The 14,723-nt window shown below is 68.9% G+C and carries 16 protein-coding genes; 4 read left to right on the plus strand and 12 right to left on the minus strand.

The annotated features are described in order from the left end of the window. Positions 1 to 134 precede the first annotated feature (134 nt). Complete coding sequence (locus tag AB2385_RS13445) at positions 135 to 362, plus strand: phosphopantetheine-binding protein (protein ID WP_367655530.1); 228 nt, start codon at positions 135 to 137, stop codon at positions 360 to 362. 82 nt (positions 363 to 444) lie between these two features. On the opposite strand, the gene gabT is transcribed toward AB2385_RS13445, so the two are convergent. From gabT to AB2385_RS13465, 4 genes are all read right to left on the minus strand, one after another. Beyond that, the gene (gabT, locus tag AB2385_RS13450; RefSeq protein WP_367655531.1) at positions 445 to 1,818 is read right to left on the minus strand and encodes a 4-aminobutyrate--2-oxoglutarate transaminase; all 1,374 of its coding nucleotides are present in this window, start codon (positions 1,816 to 1,818) and stop codon (positions 445 to 447) included. A gap of 136 nt (positions 1,819 to 1,954) precedes the next feature. Beyond that, the gene (locus AB2385_RS13455) at positions 1,955 to 3,058 is read right to left on the minus strand and encodes a DUF3825 domain-containing protein (RefSeq protein ID WP_367655532.1); all 1,104 of its coding nucleotides are present in this window, start codon (positions 3,056 to 3,058) and stop codon (positions 1,955 to 1,957) included. Between the two features lie 97 nt (positions 3,059 to 3,155). Continuing rightward, entirely contained in the window at positions 3,156 to 3,500 is a 345-nt protein-coding gene (locus AB2385_RS13460) for a DUF2512 family protein (protein ID WP_367655533.1), read from the minus strand. A gap of 68 nt (positions 3,501 to 3,568) precedes the next feature. Continuing rightward, positions 3,569 to 4,153 (minus strand): HD domain-containing protein, encoded by a 585-nt coding sequence (locus AB2385_RS13465; RefSeq protein WP_367655534.1) that lies wholly within the window; start codon positions 4,151 to 4,153, stop codon positions 3,569 to 3,571. Between the two features lie 98 nt (positions 4,154 to 4,251). Between AB2385_RS13465 and AB2385_RS13470 the strand changes: the two genes are divergently transcribed. Continuing rightward, the gene (locus AB2385_RS13470) at positions 4,252 to 4,815 is read left to right on the plus strand and encodes a cob(I)yrinic acid a,c-diamide adenosyltransferase (RefSeq protein ID WP_367655535.1); all 564 of its coding nucleotides are present in this window, start codon (positions 4,252 to 4,254) and stop codon (positions 4,813 to 4,815) included. Between the two features lie 4 nt (positions 4,816 to 4,819). Then, on the plus strand, positions 4,820 to 5,641 hold the full coding sequence (locus AB2385_RS13475; protein ID WP_367655536.1) for an HAD family hydrolase: 822 nt from the start codon (positions 4,820 to 4,822) through the stop codon (positions 5,639 to 5,641). Positions 5,642 to 5,684: 43 nt separating this feature from the next. Here AB2385_RS13475 and AB2385_RS13480 read toward each other — a convergent pair whose 3' ends face one another. The 7 genes from AB2385_RS13480 to AB2385_RS13510 form a co-directional block, all read right to left on the minus strand. Continuing rightward, a complete protein-coding gene (locus tag AB2385_RS13480) occupies positions 5,685 to 7,244 on the minus strand; it encodes an esterase/lipase family protein (RefSeq protein ID WP_367655537.1) in 1,560 nt (519 codons plus the stop codon). Positions 7,245 to 7,438: 194 nt separating this feature from the next. After that, the gene (locus tag AB2385_RS13485; protein ID WP_367655538.1) at positions 7,439 to 8,155 is read right to left on the minus strand and encodes an ABC transporter ATP-binding protein; all 717 of its coding nucleotides are present in this window, start codon (positions 8,153 to 8,155) and stop codon (positions 7,439 to 7,441) included. A 19-nt stretch (positions 8,156 to 8,174) separates the two neighbouring features. Next, positions 8,175 to 9,338 carry an ABC transporter permease gene (locus tag AB2385_RS13490; RefSeq protein ID WP_367655539.1) on the minus strand — a complete coding sequence of 388 codons (1,164 nt, stop codon included), beginning with the start codon at positions 9,336 to 9,338 and terminating at the stop codon, positions 8,175 to 8,177. A 126-nt stretch (positions 9,339 to 9,464) separates the two neighbouring features. Continuing rightward, entirely contained in the window at positions 9,465 to 10,208 is a 744-nt protein-coding gene (nagB, locus tag AB2385_RS13495) for a glucosamine-6-phosphate deaminase (protein ID WP_367655540.1), read from the minus strand. Next, positions 10,195 to 11,355: an N-acetylglucosamine-6-phosphate deacetylase gene (nagA, locus tag AB2385_RS13500; RefSeq protein ID WP_367655541.1), complete on the minus strand. Its 1,161-nt coding sequence runs from the start codon at positions 11,353 to 11,355 to the stop codon at positions 10,195 to 10,197. The genes nagB and nagA overlap by 14 nt, the downstream gene beginning before the upstream one ends. Before the next feature lie 22 nt (positions 11,356 to 11,377). Next, positions 11,378 to 12,286 carry an N-acetylmuramic acid 6-phosphate etherase gene (murQ, locus tag AB2385_RS13505; protein WP_367655542.1) on the minus strand — a complete coding sequence of 303 codons (909 nt, stop codon included), beginning with the start codon at positions 12,284 to 12,286 and terminating at the stop codon, positions 11,378 to 11,380. A gap of 7 nt (positions 12,287 to 12,293) precedes the next feature. After that, positions 12,294 to 13,037 (minus strand): GntR family transcriptional regulator, encoded by a 744-nt coding sequence (locus AB2385_RS13510; RefSeq protein WP_367655543.1) that lies wholly within the window; start codon positions 13,035 to 13,037, stop codon positions 12,294 to 12,296. A 150-nt stretch (positions 13,038 to 13,187) separates the two neighbouring features. Between AB2385_RS13510 and AB2385_RS13515 the strand changes: the two genes are divergently transcribed. After that, complete coding sequence (locus tag AB2385_RS13515; RefSeq protein WP_367655544.1) at positions 13,188 to 13,553, plus strand: hypothetical protein; 366 nt, start codon at positions 13,188 to 13,190, stop codon at positions 13,551 to 13,553. Here AB2385_RS13515 and AB2385_RS13520 read toward each other — a convergent pair. Beyond that, positions 13,505 to 14,485: an ROK family protein gene (locus tag AB2385_RS13520; RefSeq protein ID WP_367655545.1), complete on the minus strand. Its 981-nt coding sequence runs from the start codon at positions 14,483 to 14,485 to the stop codon at positions 13,505 to 13,507. The two genes, AB2385_RS13515 and AB2385_RS13520, sit on opposite strands and share 49 nt — an antisense overlap. Between the last annotated feature and the right edge of the window lie 238 nt (positions 14,486 to 14,723).

Below are 14,723 nucleotides of genomic sequence, written 5' to 3' on the forward strand. Positions count from 1 at the left end.
GCTATTTTACCATCATTTCGATTTATCCTCTATATTCTATGCGCCGTTCGGGTCGTTCTCTTCCGACTATTTTCCACCTGCATAGCGCCGCGGAGAGCGGAGAGACTAACGCCCCGGAGGTGCCGCTTTGCGGGATGAATCTAAAATACGAAGCGCTCAAAGTCATCCGCGAACAGGTGGGCGACCGGGGAATCGGGCTTACCACGACGGTCGCCGCGCTCACCGAGAAGTACGAGACCAGCATCGAGCAGCTGGTCGAGGCGCTGGAGTCCGAGTTCGGCGTGGAGCTCTCGGAAGAGCTGGTGGTGGACGCGGAGACCGTCGGCGATCTCTGTGCGCTGGTCGCCCGCGCCGACGAGTAACCCCCTGCGGGGCGTACGCGCAAAAAGCACACGCCCGACGCGCGTCGGGCGTGTGCTTCTGTTCGCTCGGGAAGGCCGCGGGCTACTCGCCCCTGGCCACCTCGGTGCAGATCTGACTCAGGATGTCCAGCGCCTCGTTCAGCTGGTCGTCGGTGATCACCAGGGGCACCAGCATCCGCAGCGTGTTGCCATAGACGCCGCACTTGACGACGATGACCCCCCGCCGCCCGGCGCGCGTCACCACCTCGGCGGCGGCGCGGGTGGCGGGCTCGCGGGTCGCCCGGTCGGTGACCAGCTCGACGCCCACCATGGCGCCCAGCCCCCGGATCTCCCCCACCTGCAGGCAGGAGCCGGGGATACCCTCAAGCTGCACCGCCAGCGCCTGGAACCGGCGCCTGAGCAGGTCGCCGATCTCCCGGGCCCGGGCCACAAGCCCCTCCTCCTCGATCACGTCCAGCACCGCGTTCGCCGCCGCGCAGGCCACCGGGTTCCCCACGTAGGTGCCGCCGATGGTGGAGTCGCCCGGGGCGTCCATCACCTCGGCCCGGCCAATCACGCCGGAGAGGGGCATGCCCGCGGCCAGCGACTTGCCCACGCAGATCAGGTCGGGCACCAGCCCCAGCTGCTCGCAGGCGAAGAAGGTGCCGGTGCGCCCGAAGCCGGACTGGATCTCGTCGGCGATCACCAGGAAGCCGTGGCGACGCGCCAGCTGGCTCACCCGGGCCAGGTAGTCGGGATGGAGCGGGATGAACCCGCCCTCCCCCTGCACCGGCTCCAGGATGATGGCGGCCACCTCCTCCGGCGCCACCTGCGCCGTGAGGGCCCGCTCCAGCGCGTCGGCACAGAAGCGCACGTATTCGGCCTCGCTCATGCCCATGGGCCGCCGGTAGGTGTAGGGGGTGGGCACGCGGTAGATCTCCGGGGCGAAGGGGCCGAACCCTTCCTTGTACGGCTTCACCTTAGAGGTGAGGGCCATGGCCAGGTTGGTCCGGCCGTGGAACGCCCCCTCGAGGGCGATGATGGCCCGCCGGCCGGTGTACTTGCGGGCGATCTTGACGGCGTTCTCCACGGCCTCGGCGCCGGAGTTGAAGAAGGCCGCCTTCTTCGGGAAGTCGCCGGGCGCCAGGGCCGTGAGCCGCTCGGCGAGGCGCACGTAGCTCTCGTACATGATCACGGAGAAATCGGTGTGGGTGAACTGCGCCGCGCTCTCCTGAATGGCCGCGACGACCCGGGGGTGGGAATGGCCCACGTTCATGCAGCCGAGGCCGCCCGCCAGGTCGATGAACACGTTGCCGTCCACGTCGGTCACCAGGGCGCCGTGCGCCTCCTTGATGGCCACCGGCACGTGAATGGAGAGCGCGCTCGCGACCACCCGCTCCTTGCGGGCCATAAGCTCCCGGGAGCGGGGGCCGGGAATGGCGGTAACAAGCCGCACGTGGCGTGTGCTCTGGTCCATCCGAACACCTCCTTGGGAGACAGGTCGGCCATGTATCCTATTCAAGAATGTATATTGGCTCCCCGGGCCGCCGGTTCCTGCGTGAGGACCAGAAGGCCCTTCCCGCGGCAGGCGGGAAGGGCCGGTCAGGTCACGTTCAGTGCCGATCTGGGTTGAGCCAGGTGACGTCGGGTTTCGCAATCAGCCGGGCGTTCTGGTACGCCATGTCCAGTGTCAGGATCGTATTGCCCCGGTAGATGTTGCCCATTCGCTGCAGGACGAGGGCGAAGTCCGGCGACCCGCTGAACTCGCCCGAGAGGTAGATGGGCATCAGAAACTGAATCTGCCCCATGTAATACTGGGGGACCACCAGCTTATAATTGCGCCGCGCCATGATACGGGCAAATTCAATGGCCGATTGGAAGAGGGCGAAGATCTCGCTCTTCCTGCGGTTCCGATAGCGCGACGGGATGCGCTCCAGATTGTCATCGATGATATGAATGTCGTCGGTATTGACCTCCAGGTCGGGGTCGAAGATCACGTCGGTGATCTTCTCGAAGAAGGTGGCCATCTGGGGTTTCTGATTCTTGAAGGTCTCGAGCACGGCCCGGTCGTTTTCCAGCACCGCCCGGGGGTTCACCACCCGTTGGGGGTACTCAGGGTCAGCCTCACCCAGCACGTAAATCTCGCGGAAGTAGCGGTTGATCAGCCCTGTATTGAACAGGACCTTCTGCTCCTCCCGCAGGATCCGCCCCTGCTGCTTCAGCCGTTCAAGCGTTTTTTCAATGTAAGATTTAAGGATTGGGTACTGCTGACGCGACTGGTACTGGCTGTAACTCCACCGCTCCGGGATGGCCATGTTGGCGATCTCCTCCAGGAACTTGGCCCCCTCGCTCCAGGAGCGGAAGTAGAGGTCGCCGATCACGAACCCCTCCCGGCGGGCCGTCTGGAAGAAGAGGCCGAACCAGGGCTGGCGGTTGGGGTTCTTGTTGAGCACACACTTGGCCATGATCTCCTCGCCGGTGGGCGTGGTGAGCCCCGTGGGGAAGAGGATGGCGTCCGCCTCGCGCTCGTCTTTGGTGGGCTGCTCCGCCCGCAGATAATGGAAAGCGTCCTCGCGCCCGGCCCGCTCCAGGGCCGTGTCCAGTTCAGCCAGCAACCGTTCCAGCGGTGCGTTCGGTTCACCGATCATGTTCGCCAGGTACCTGAGCGCCTTCTCCCTCGCATCAACGGGAAGATAGGTGAACTCCTCCAGTCGCAAGTATCATTCATCCTTTCCCCAAAGTGCGGATTCCGGCTGGTGGCTACCTTCTCTGTTCCGCGCCGCTGTGTCGAATCCCTGTCGAAACCGCCCGCAATCACCCCTCCAGCAAGCGATTTTCCGCGAGGTGGTAGTGGAACCACGCCTCGAAGAGCACCGCCAGGGCGACGGCCACCAGCAGTCCCCCGATGCGCGGGGCGGCGTGCATCGCCCGCAGCATCAGGAGCGACCCCACCAGCAGCGCGGCGGCGTCGCCGCCCAGCAGCGCGCCCCGCCCGAGGCGCGGCAGGGCCATCAGGTCGGCCAGCCAGAGCACGAGGGTGTGCACCGCCGCCATGATGAGCGACTGCGCCAGCGCCATCCGGCCCTGCGCCGGCAAGGCGATGGCGAAGATCAAGATGTAGGCGGCCAGCTTCAGGCACAGGGCGTTCACGTGGCGCATGGGGCCATCCTCCTCCGCCGGAGTCCTCACGACGAAGAATACGCCCCGAGGCGCCCGGAATGACGCGGTCAGTCGTCGCTGGCGACCGCCGTTCCCTCCAGTCCCAGGGGCCCGGCCGTCGCCTGGAGCGCCTTGATCACGTGGCCGATGTGCTCGTCCAGGTCAACGCCCAGCTCCTCCGCCCCCCGCACCACGTCCTCGCGGTTCACGCCGGCCGCAAACCGCTTGTCCTTCATCTTCTTCTTCACGGCCTTGACGTCCACGTCGTGGATGGACCGGGTCGGCCGCACCAGGGCCGTGGCCACCACCAGGCCGGAGAGTTCGTCCACCGCATAGAGCACCTTGTCCCGCAGCGACCTGCGCGGGTACCGTTCCTGAAGCGCGTTCGCATGGGAACAGATGGTGTAGCGGATGTCTTCCGGCACCCCCAGTTCCGCCAGGACGCGCTCACCCTGCAGGGGGTGGTCGGGAATCGTGGGATAGCGCTCGTAGTCGAAGTCGTGGAGCAGCCCGATCAGGCCCCAGGTCTCTGCGTCCTCGCCGTACAGGGCTGCGTAGTAGCGCATGCAGGCCTCCACCGCGAGCAGATGCTTCCGGAGCTGCGGGCTCTGCACCCACTCGGTCACCAACTGCCAGGCTTCATCGCGGGTCAACTGCCTAACGCCTCCTCTGACGTTATGTCTTCATTCTACCCCAAATCGCCCCCAAGTCCTGCCGGTTGCATGGTAGACTTGTGGCTGAGGTGAGCGCAATGCGAATCTACACGCGCACAGGCGACGGCGGGCAGACGAGCCTGCGCTGGGGGGAACGCGTGCCCAAGAACGCTCTCCGGGTGGAGGTGTACGGCACGGTGGACGAGGCCAACGCCCAGGTGGGGCTGGCGCTGGCTCTCCTGGATGCGGAAGCGGCCGGCCCGCTCCAGGGCGTGCTGCTCCGCGTGCAGCAGGAACTGTTCGCCGTGGGGGCCGACCTGGCCACGCCGCCGGACCGAGGCCGGGGGGATAACCCCCGGGTGACGGAAGCCATGGTGGCCGGGCTGGAGGCCGACATCGACCGGCTGCAGGCGGACCTCGACCCGCTGCGCGCCTTCATCCTGCCCGGCGGCACCCCAGCGGCCGCCGCACTGCACGTCGCCCGGACCGTGGTGCGCCGGGCCGAGCGCTCTCTGGTGGCGCTCGCGGCGCAGGAGCCGGTGGACCCGGTGCTGCTCAAGTATCTGAACCGCCTCTCCGACCTGCTCTTCGTGGCCGCCCGCGCCGCGAACCGCGCGGCGGGCGTTCCGGATACCCTGGTGGAGTGGCAGAAGCCGAGGTGATCCCGTGGCGCTGATCTCCTTCGACCTCGACGGCGTGCTGCAGAAGAACCCCTTCCGCATGGGGCGGCCGGACGGCGTCTTCGGCCACATCTGCCGCGAGCTGGCTCCCTATGTTCCCGGCCCCGACCCCGAACAGGAAGTGCTGCAGCGCATCATCGCCCGCCACCAGCGGCACATGGCCGCGGGCGACGTGGTGGCCGCGCACGACTGGGACGGCATCGTGGCCGCCATCGCCCGGGAAGTGGGCTACCCCGGCCAGATCGACGTGGCCCGGCTGGTGGAGCACTACTGCCAGGTGGACGGGCTGATCGCGTCTTACCCCGGCGCCGCGGAGTGCATGGACATGCTCCGGGCCCGGGGCCACGTGCTGGTCTCGGTGACCAACGGTTTCCGCCGCTACCAGGAACCCGTGCAGCGGACCCTGGGGCTGCTGGACCGGTTCACCGCACTGGTCACCCCCGAGATCGCAGGGGCGGGCAAGCCCCAGGCGGACATCTACCGCGCGGCGGAGCAGTTCGGTCGGGGCCCCTGCATCCACGTCGGCGACGTGCTGCCGCACGACGTGTTCGGCGCCAAGAACGCGGGCTGGCTGGCCATCTACGTCGTGCAGCCCACGGCCCCCGGCTACACGCCCATGCCGCCCTCCCTGGCCGCACTGCCTCCGTGGGAGCGGCCGGCGGCGGCACGGACTTGGCTGGAGGAGCGGCTGGTCATCGACCGGCGCTGGCACGCCCACCCCCGCTGCGAGCTGGAAGAGTGCATGCCGGACGCCATCGTTCAGCACCTGCTGGAGATCCCCGATACCGTCGAGCGCCTGGTGGCCTGAACACCGCGCAAGGGTGCCGCCCACGGAAGGGCGGCACCCGTCGCTATTCGTGCCCGTCGAACACGCCGAAGCTGCTCACCAGGTTGCGCTCGAAGGCCGAGCCGTCGGCCAGCGTGCCGGTCACCGTCACCATCAGGGTGTGGACGCCGGTCTCCGCGGGCGCCTCGATCAACGCCCGGTGGCGCCCCTGCTCCTGGATGAACTCGGCCCGGCCCTTCACGGCGGCCCCTGCCCCGGCCAGTTCGACCACCGCCCGGCTCTCCGTCACGGCGGGGCCCGACAGGGCGAGGTTCAGGGACCGGGCTGCCCCCGGCCTCGAGACGCCCTGGCCCCGGTCGAGGCTCGCCTGCACGCCGCCCTCCAGTGCGGCGATCATGAGGTAGGCGCCGTCCTTCGGTCCGCCGGTGACGAGCTTCCACTCGCCGGCCTGGGGCTTCTGCACCGTGACGCTGCCGATCCAGGCGCCGGCGAAGACCTCGCCCTCGGGCACCTGATCGGTGAGCTTCACCGGATAGACCGCGCCGTCGGGGGCCACCAGTTCGGCCGAAATGTCAGCGCCGGAGGTCAGCACGTGGAAGGTGATCGCCTTCACGCCGCTCTCCAGCGGGAAGCCGGTTGCCCCTTCCGCCGCGGGTCCGCCCCGGAGGATGAGGTTTCCCGGCACCGCGGGCTCAGCCTCGGGCCGCAGCCCGACGCGCGCCTCCCCGCCGGGAGCGCCGGCCGCCGTCAGGCGCGGGGCGATGGTGCTCCACACCCGGCTGCCCATGCGGATCTCGTCGTGGTCCCAGTAGCCCGTGCGCAGGTGGGTGCCGCCGGGCTTCTGGGCCGACCACACGGGCACCACGCCGTCGTCCTCGCCCGAGATGTACATGCAGCCCAGCCAGAGGGCCGTGAAGATCGGGCCGCACTTGTAGCCCGACACCGTGGCGTACCGCACGCCCGGGTCGCGCCCGTCGGTGACCGAACGGAAGTAGTCCATGTAGCCGGTCTGCATCACGTACGTGGCCTCGGTCCGCTGGCCGAGCAACTCGGCCAGCCAGCCGGCCCAGTTGGAGTAAGCCAGGTCGGCCAGCGGCGTGCCGCGGTGCGGCGTGCCCAGCGTGATCACCTGGCTGATCTTGCCGGCGGCGCCGTAGTGCACGGACGCGGCGTTGGCGTCTACCCCGCCCTTCGAGTGGGCGACGATGGTCACCCGGCTCACGCCGAAGTACGCGGTGATGTGGTTCAACAGGCTGCTCAGCAGCTCGCCGTTCGCCCACATGGTGCCCTCGGGGTGCAGGGAGACGAACGCCGTGCGGTAGCCGTTGTTATAGGCGTATGTATACATATCGTTGACTCCGTGGTAGACCGTGTCTCCCCACCAGACGGAGGCTGAACCGCCCTTGCCGTGCACGAAGACCAGCACCGGCTTGGACGGGTCGGCGTTGGGCGGCGTCGCGCCCACGTACCAGTCGCCGGCACCCAGCGTCATGCTGGCCCGCGTCGGGGCGGGGATGCCGCCGGCCGCAGCCTCCGCCGCCGGACGGGCGGCCTGTGCGGGCGCAGCGAGGGCCGCCGTGAGCACCAGGGAGCAGACAAGAAAAAGCGGTACGATCCTGCGCATGGGGGACTCCTCCTTTCCCCCTCAACCGTACCGCACAGATGAATATCTCGTCCATAGTTTTTTGAGTTTTCCGCTGTAAGCGATAATTCTTTCGGGTCTGCTCCTTTTCCAGGGCGCCTCCCCAAACATCCCGCGGCCGGCCCCGGCCCTCGGCCCCTCCAGGAGCGCCGCCTCCGACCGGCGGAAGCTTCCCGCTACCCGGCCACCACCCGTCCGTCTTCCATCCGGTAGATGCGATCGCAGACCTGGCCGACCGCGGGGTCGTGGGTCACCACGATGAAGGTCTGCCCCCGCTCCTGGCAGAGCTGGCGCATCAGGCGCATGAGGGTGCGCGCGTTCTGCGAGTCCAGCGCGCCGGTGGGCTCGTCGGCCAGCACCAGCGCCGGGTTGTTCACCAGGGCGCGGGCAATGGCCACCCGCTGCTGCTGCCCACCGGAGAGCTGCCCCGGCAAGTGGTGCAACCGGTCGCCCAGCCCCACCGCCTCCAGCATCTCCCGGGCACGCCGGTACGCGTCCTTGGGCCGCGGGCGCAGGTAGCGCAGGGGAAGCGCCACGTTCTCCAGCGCGGTCAGGCTCGGCACCAGGTTGTGCGACTGAAAGACGAAGCCCAGCCGCCGGAGCCGTACCGCGGGCAGGGCGGCGTCGGCGAGCCGGGTCACCTCGATGCCGTCGATCCAGACCCGGCCGGCGTCCGGCCGGTCGAGACAGCCCAGGATATGCAGCAGGGTGGACTTGCCGCTGCCCGACCGCCCCATGATCCCCACGATCTCGCCCCGGCCGACGGTGAGGCTGGCGCCGTCCAGCGCCCGCACGCCCATCGGGTATACCTTCACCAGGTCCTCTGCCCGCACCAGCGGCTGCGACGCCATCGTCTGTTCCTCCGGCGACGGAGCCTCGTGTCTCACCAGCATCGCCTCGCTCTCCTCAGGTCTAGTAGGCCCGCAACGCCTCCACGGGGTCGAGGTTGGCCGCCCGCAGAGCCGGCACGACCCCCGCCGCCCCGCTCAGCAGGATGGCGAACCCCAGCGAACCCAGGGCCAGCCGGGGGGTCAGCAGGAAGACCGGCGTTCCCTCTGAGGCCATATACCCGTTCAGGGCCCCGATCAGCACCGCCCCGGTTCCGAGCCCCAGCAGCCCGCCCAGGAGGCCGATGACGAGCGACTCGGCCAGGAACTCCCGCAGGATCGCCCACCGGTCTGCCCCGATGGCCTTCTTGATACCGATCTCGCGAGTGCGCTCAGACACGGCGAAGAACATGGTGTTGATCACCGCCAGGGCGCCCACGATCACGGCGATGGCGGCCGACCCCAGGATGGCGGCGTTGAGTAGGCTCGAGGCGGTGCCCGCGGCCCGGGCCAGCTGCTCCGGCGAGTGCAGCAGATAGCCCCTGCGCAGGCTGCGGGCCAGCGTCTCCGTGATCTCCTCGCCCAGCCCCGGGTCCACGAGGGCGTAGGCGTTGGTCCAGACCGCGTCGAGCCCCATCTCGCGGAGCAGGGCGGAGTCGGCCAGCAGGAGGGTGCGCGCGTCCTCCTCCGGGATCAGGGCCCAGCCGTCAGGCACCGAAAGGGTCTCCTCCAGGATGCCCACCACCCGGAACTCCATGCCGCGGGCCGTGAGGATGTCGCCCACGTCCAGGTTCATCTTGTGCGCCGTCGCACTGCCCAACACGGTCACCCCGCGGTCGCCGGGCTGCCACCAGCTGCCCCGGGCGAGCCTCAGCCGGGCCGCTTCGCCGGCGATGAGCTGGGCCCGGGCGAAGTTGGGCAGGTTGATTCCTACGAGGAAGCGGGGCGCCAGTTCAAACCCGGCAGTCTCGTCCAGGGCCATCATGATCTGCGTCTCCACGTGGCGCACGCCGGGGGTGCGCTTCATCACCTCGATCTCCTCGGGCCCCAGCAGGTTCAGCCGCAGGGGGCCGCCGACGGAGTGAATCGCGATCCGGCGGGCGAAGTAGGCCTCCCCGCCGTCGATCAGCCGGTTGAACTTCTCGGCCATCGCACCCATCACGGTGAAGGAGAGAATCCCCACCGCAATGCCGAGCACCGTCAGCCCCGTCCGCAGGCGGCGCCGGTAGAGGTTTCGCAGGATCTCCACGGATGCGACTCCCTCCCCCGCCAGTTCTCCCCATTAGGATGCCCACATTGAGGCAATTTCAAAGGCCGCCCCCGACCGGGGCGGCCTTTTTTGCAGGCGGGTCGCACACGCAGGGCTCCTGGCTTCCTACCGGCGCAGCAGCGAGGCGGCCGCGGCGTCCAACAGGACCGAGGTGTCGGGGTGGTACTGCAGGACGGTGGCGGGCACCTCCGGACGGGGCTCGCCCTCCACCAGCTCCTTGATGGCGGCAGCCTTCCCCTCGCCGCTGGCCAGGAGCAGGATGCGCCGGGCCTCCATGATGGTCCCGATACCCATGGTGATGGCCTTCCGGGGCACCTCGTCGATGCTGTTGAAGAAGCGGGCATTGGCCTTGCGGGTGCTCTCCGCCAGCTCGACCACGCGGGTGCGGGCGTCCCAGGAGGAGCCCGGCTCGTTGAAGCCGATGTGCCCGTTGTGGCCCACGCCCAGAACCAGGATGTCGAGCCCGCCGGCCGCGCGGATGGCCTCCTCGTAGCGGCGGCACTCCTCATCGGGGTCGGCGGCGGTGCCGTCGGGGATGTGGCAGTTCTCCGGCCGGAGGTCCGTGCGGTCGTAAAGGGCACGTTTCATGAAGGCGTAGTAGCTCTCAGGGTGGGTGCGGGGCAGGCCCAGGTACTCGTCGAGGTTGAACGTGCGGACCCGGGCGAGGGAGACGCCGCTGGCCACCAGGGCATCGTAGAACCCCAGGGGCGTCGAGCCGGTGGGCAGGCCCAGCACGGCATCGGGCTTCTCCTTCACCAGCTCGATCACGATGTCGGCGGCGCGCTGGGACATCTGCTTGTAATCCGCGAACACCTCTACCGTAAGCGGGTAGCGCTTACCGTGCATCATAGTACACTTCACCACCTATGATCGTCACTCTTACATCAAGCTGCTCGCCCAGGATGAGCAGGTCGGCGTCCTTGCCCACGGCCAGCGACCCCTTGCGGTCCGCCAGCCCGATCCGGCGGGCCGGATTGAGCGAGGCCATCGCCACCGCGGTCGGCAGGTCGAGCCCCACCAGGCGGACGAGGTTCTGCACGCCCCTCTCCATCGTCAGCACGGAGCCGGCCAGGGTTCCGTCGTGCAGTCGGGCCGCGCCGCCCTTCACGGTCACCGGCAGGCCGCCCAGGGTGAACTCGCCGTCACCGAGGCCGGTCGCCCGCATGGAATCGGTGATCAGAAGCGTGCTCTCCGGGCCGCGGGCCCGGATGGCCAGCTGCATCGAGGCGGGGTGGACGTGCAAGCCGTCGGCGATGAGTTCGATCGTGACGCCGGGCAGGGTGAGCGCGCCGCCGACGGTGCCCGGCTCCCGGTGGTGCAGGCCGCGCATGCCGTTGAAGAGGTGGGTGGCATGCGAGAGGCCTGCCTCCACGGCGACCTTGAGCTGCTCATAGGTGCAGTCCGTGTGCCCGGCACTGACGGTGGCCCCGCGCTGCACCAGGTGGCGGATCGCGTCGAGGGCGCCCTCGGTTTCGGGTGCCAGGGTCACGTGCCAGCGGTCGCCCGGGCGGCCCTCCGCCAGCCACCGGTCGATTTCCGCAATGGAGGCCGGGCGCACGAACGCGGGGTTCTGGGCTCCCTTGTACTTGAGGTTGATGAAGGGACCCTCCATGTGGAAGCCCAAGATCTGCGCCCCTCGGTGTGGCGCCTCCTTCACGGCGCGAAGCGCCCGGATCAGGTCCTCCTCCGGTGCGGTGAGGGTCGTGGCCAAGAGCCCAGTGGTCCCGTGCCGCGCGTGGCAGGTGGTAATGGCCACCACGGCCTCCGGGTCGCCGTCCATGAAATCGCCACCCCCGCCGCCGTGCACGTGGATGTCGATATAGCCGGGTGCGATGTACCCCCTCTCCACGACCTCCGCCTCGGGCGGTACTGCGGGGGCCGTGGGATCGGCCTCCAGGTCCCAGACGCCCGTGATCTTGCCGCTCTCGTAGGCCAGCAGCCCGTTCTGCACTACCCGGTCCGGAAGGATCAGTGCCCCCTTCAGCCACCGTGTCATCTCGTTCCTCATCTCCCTGGCTTCACTTTTGCTGCGCCAGCGCGATGGCCTGTCGCACCAACCCTCCGGCCCGCTCCAGGGCCTCTCTGGCCGCGGCCGCGTCCACGCCGGCCACCAGGGCAACGATAGCCTGCTTCACCGACCCGCCCGCCTCGCCGAGGGCTCGGGCGGCAGTCTCCTCGTCGGTCTCCGCCGCCAGGGCCACCATGCGGATCGCCCGCTGCCGCAGCTTCTCGTTGCTTGCCTGCATGTCGACCATCAGGTTGGTGTAGACCTTGCCGAGCCTGATCATCGCGCCGGTACTGAGCATGTTTAAAACCATTTTCTGTGCTGTGCCCGCCTTCATGCGGGTGGAGCCCATCACCACCTCAGGACCCACCACAGGGGCAATCGCAATGTCCGCTGCGGCCGCCAGCGCGGAGCCGGGGTTGTTGGTCACCGCGATCGTGGCGCAGCCCCGCCGCCGGGCCTCCTCCAGGGCGGCGATGGTGTACGGGGTCCGGCCGCTGGCGGCGATGCCCACCACCACGTCTTTCGCCGTCACCCGTTCCGCGATGTCGGCCGCCCCCTGCTCCCGGGAGTCCTCGGCGCCTTCGCGGGTACGGAAGACCGCCTCCGGACCGCCGGCGATGATCCCCTGCACGAGCTCCGGCGAAGTGCCGTAGGTGGGCGGAATCTCAGATGCATCCAGCACCCCGAGCCGGCCGCTGGTGCCGGCGCCCACGTAGAAGAGCCGGCCGCCGTCCCGCAGCCGGGCGGCAATCAGGTCGACGGCCTGCGCGATCCGGGGCAGCTCGCGCTCCACCGCCAGGGCGACCTGCTTGTCCTGTTCGTTGATGATGCGCACCATCTCTTCCGTGGGTACCTGGTCGATGTTGAGCGACTCCTGGAGCCTGCCCTCGGTCACCAGCCGCTTCAGGTCCACCGTCATCTTCCGTTCATTCTCCTTCCTGCGCCCGCAGCTCGGCGATGAACCGGTACCGGTCGCCGCGGTAGTGCGAAAGTACGAGTTCAACGGGCTGATCGTTCTGGTCGTGGACCAGACGCTCCATGTACATCAGGGGGGTGCCGGTGCGCACGTGAAGCGCCTCCGCCAGCGGGCCCTCCGCCGGTACCGCCTCCAGGGTCTGCGTGGCCCTGAGCAGCCGCCGCCCGTAGCGAGTGCGCAACAGCTCATACAGCGACCGGCCTTCCAGGTCCAGCGAGAGGAGCCCGGGGCAGGACTCCGCCAGCAGGTGCGAAACTTCCAGCGCCAGCGGCTCTCCGTCGGCCAGGCGCAGGCGTTCCAGCCTGTAGATGGGCGTGCCCTCCCGGCAACGCAGGGCGGTCGCCACCCGTCCCTCTGCCGGCACCTCAGCCGCACTGAGGACGCGGGTCGCCGGCTCGAGCCCCCGCCGGCGCATGTCCTCCGTGAAGCCGGTGATCGACATGAGCGGCTGCTCGATTTTCGGGAAGGCGACGAAACTGCCCTTCCCCTGCACCCGGACCACGCGGCCCTCCAGTTCCAGTTGCACCAGGGCCTGCCGCGCGGTCATCCGGCTCACCCCGAAGCGTTCGCTAAGCTCCCGCTCAGAGGATACCCGGTCTCCGGGTCTCAGATGCCCGGCCCTGATCTCTTCGATCAGGTGGGTCTTGATCTGATGGTACAGGGGAGCGAAGGGGTCAAGCTCCGGCCTCGCCATACAGATCCCCCTTTATGCTGGTCTATACCACATATACCACTCGAGAAAAGATGGTGCAAGAGAGCCAGTCGTGTAAACCAAATTATGCCATTCAGCGTATTATATGGTGATAGGCGCTGCCCGCCGAACGAGATTGGGGGGAGTGTTCCGGTGCTGCAGAAGGCCCTCGAGTTGCTCGGCTTCCGCGTGCCGGTGAAGGAGTGCCGGGAGCCCGACCACCACTCGCTGATGCAGTCCGCGCTGCAGCGCGTGGAAATCGCGCGGCAGATGATGCGGGAGGCGCGAACCCTGGAGGAGCTGGACCTGGCCCGGTCTGCGCTCCAACAGGCCCAGGCGGAGGTGCAGCACGTCATCCGGCTGGCCAAGCGCGACCGGGGGATTGCCCTCAAGCCCATCGCAGAGACGGAACAGGCCTATCAGCGGCTCTGGGACCGGCTCAAGGGCGGCTACGGAAGCCGTTCCGCCGATCAGGACGGGGAGGTGGATCGCGCCGAGCCGCCGGCCGCCGGCGAATAGCCCGGGCGGTAGAGCATCGCCAGGCGCGCCGCCCCCACCACCCCCGCATCGGGGCCCAACTGCGCCCGCTTGAGCCGGATGGAGGTGGAGCGGGCCCTGCAAGCCTGCGAAGCGGCCTGCACCATCCGGTCCCACCAGTAGCCGAGGTTGACAATCCCGCCACCCACCACGATCATCTGCGGGTCGAACGCCATCTGCAAGTTCAAGAGGAAGAGCGCAAGGTCGGCCGTCCAGCGCTCCACACCCCGGAGGGCGGCGGCGCGCCGCGGGCCCGACGCCTGCTCGACGGCGCTGATCACCTCGCGAATCCCGCGAAACGGCTTTCCGCTGCCCAGTTCCTCGTTGGCCCGCCTCGTAAGCGCCTTGGCCGATACATACCGCTCCGCACAGCCGACCCCGCCACAGGGGCACGGCTCTCCGCCGGGATAGAGTGCCATGTGGCCCACCTCCCCGGCCCCGTAGCGTGCCCCCCGCCAGAGCCGCCCGTTCACGGTGAGCGCGCCGCCCACGCCGGTGCCCAGGGTCACCAGGAGAAAATCGGAGGCGCCGCGGGCGGCGCCGACCCAGGCCTCGCCGAGTGCGGCGGCGTTGGCGTCGTTGTCCACCAGCACCGGCAGGCCAAAGGCACGGTGGAGTTCGGCCCGCAGGTCGACTCCGGTCCATCCCGGCAGGTTGCCGCTCCCGAAGATGACGTGCCCCCTGCGGTGGTCGATCCGGCCAGGGGCCCCTACCCCGCAGGCCACCACCTGCGCGCCGGCCTGCTCAATCAGGCCCCGTCCGAGCCGCCGGATGCGCTCCAGCACCCGCGCCGCACCCTCGGATGCGCCCGTTGGCGTTTCGGCGTGCCGGAGGATGTTGCCGCGTTCGTCGACGATGGCGGCCTTGATGCCCGTTCCGCCCACGTCGATTCCCAGGTAAACCACCGCGCTCACCATGCCTTTTCGTGATATGTTCGCCAGGGAGCGAACGCCGTCCTGCCCGATAGCATGTCCGGGAGCGACGCCCAGCGGTGCAGCCCTCCCGCGCAGGGATTGCGCGGGGTCAGGGCGAACTCTGGGGGAAAATGGCGCATGGCGTCCGCGCCGCCCGGCGCGGGGCCGGGGGGGGCCGGGTAAAAGCGCGGGGTGTGCACCACGGGGGGGGGGTTGGTGCCCCCCCCCCGGGGGGGGG

Source organism: Symbiobacterium sp., assembly GCF_040797425.1.
Lineage (GTDB): Bacteria > Bacillota > Sulfobacillia > Symbiobacteriales > Symbiobacteriaceae > Symbiobacterium.

Excerpts from the sequence above, each read along its gene's own strand:
- AB2385_RS13445 (WP_367655530.1), top strand. The coding sequence starts at position 135 with ATGAATCTAAAATACGAAGCGCTCAAAGTCATCCGCGAACAGGTGGGC.
- gabT (WP_367655531.1), bottom strand. The coding sequence starts at position 1,818 with ATGGACCAGAGCACACGCCACGTGCGGCTTGTTACCGCCATTCCCGGC.
- AB2385_RS13460 (WP_367655533.1), bottom strand. The coding sequence starts at position 3,500 with ATGCGCCACGTGAACGCCCTGTGCCTGAAGCTGGCCGCCTACATCTTG.
- AB2385_RS13470 (WP_367655535.1), top strand. The coding sequence starts at position 4,252 with ATGCGAATCTACACGCGCACAGGCGACGGCGGGCAGACGAGCCTGCGC.
- AB2385_RS13480 (WP_367655537.1), bottom strand. The coding sequence starts at position 7,244 with ATGCGCAGGATCGTACCGCTTTTTCTTGTCTGCTCCCTGGTGCTCACG.
- AB2385_RS13485 (WP_367655538.1), bottom strand. The coding sequence starts at position 8,155 with ATGCTGGTGAGACACGAGGCTCCGTCGCCGGAGGAACAGACGATGGCG.
- nagB (WP_367655540.1), bottom strand. The coding sequence starts at position 10,208 with ATGATGCACGGTAAGCGCTACCCGCTTACGGTAGAGGTGTTCGCGGAT.
- nagA (WP_367655541.1), bottom strand. The coding sequence starts at position 11,355 with ATGACACGGTGGCTGAAGGGGGCACTGATCCTTCCGGACCGGGTAGTG.
- murQ (WP_367655542.1), bottom strand. The coding sequence starts at position 12,286 with ATGACGGTGGACCTGAAGCGGCTGGTGACCGAGGGCAGGCTCCAGGAG.
- AB2385_RS13510 (WP_367655543.1), bottom strand. The coding sequence starts at position 13,037 with ATGGCGAGGCCGGAGCTTGACCCCTTCGCTCCCCTGTACCATCAGATC.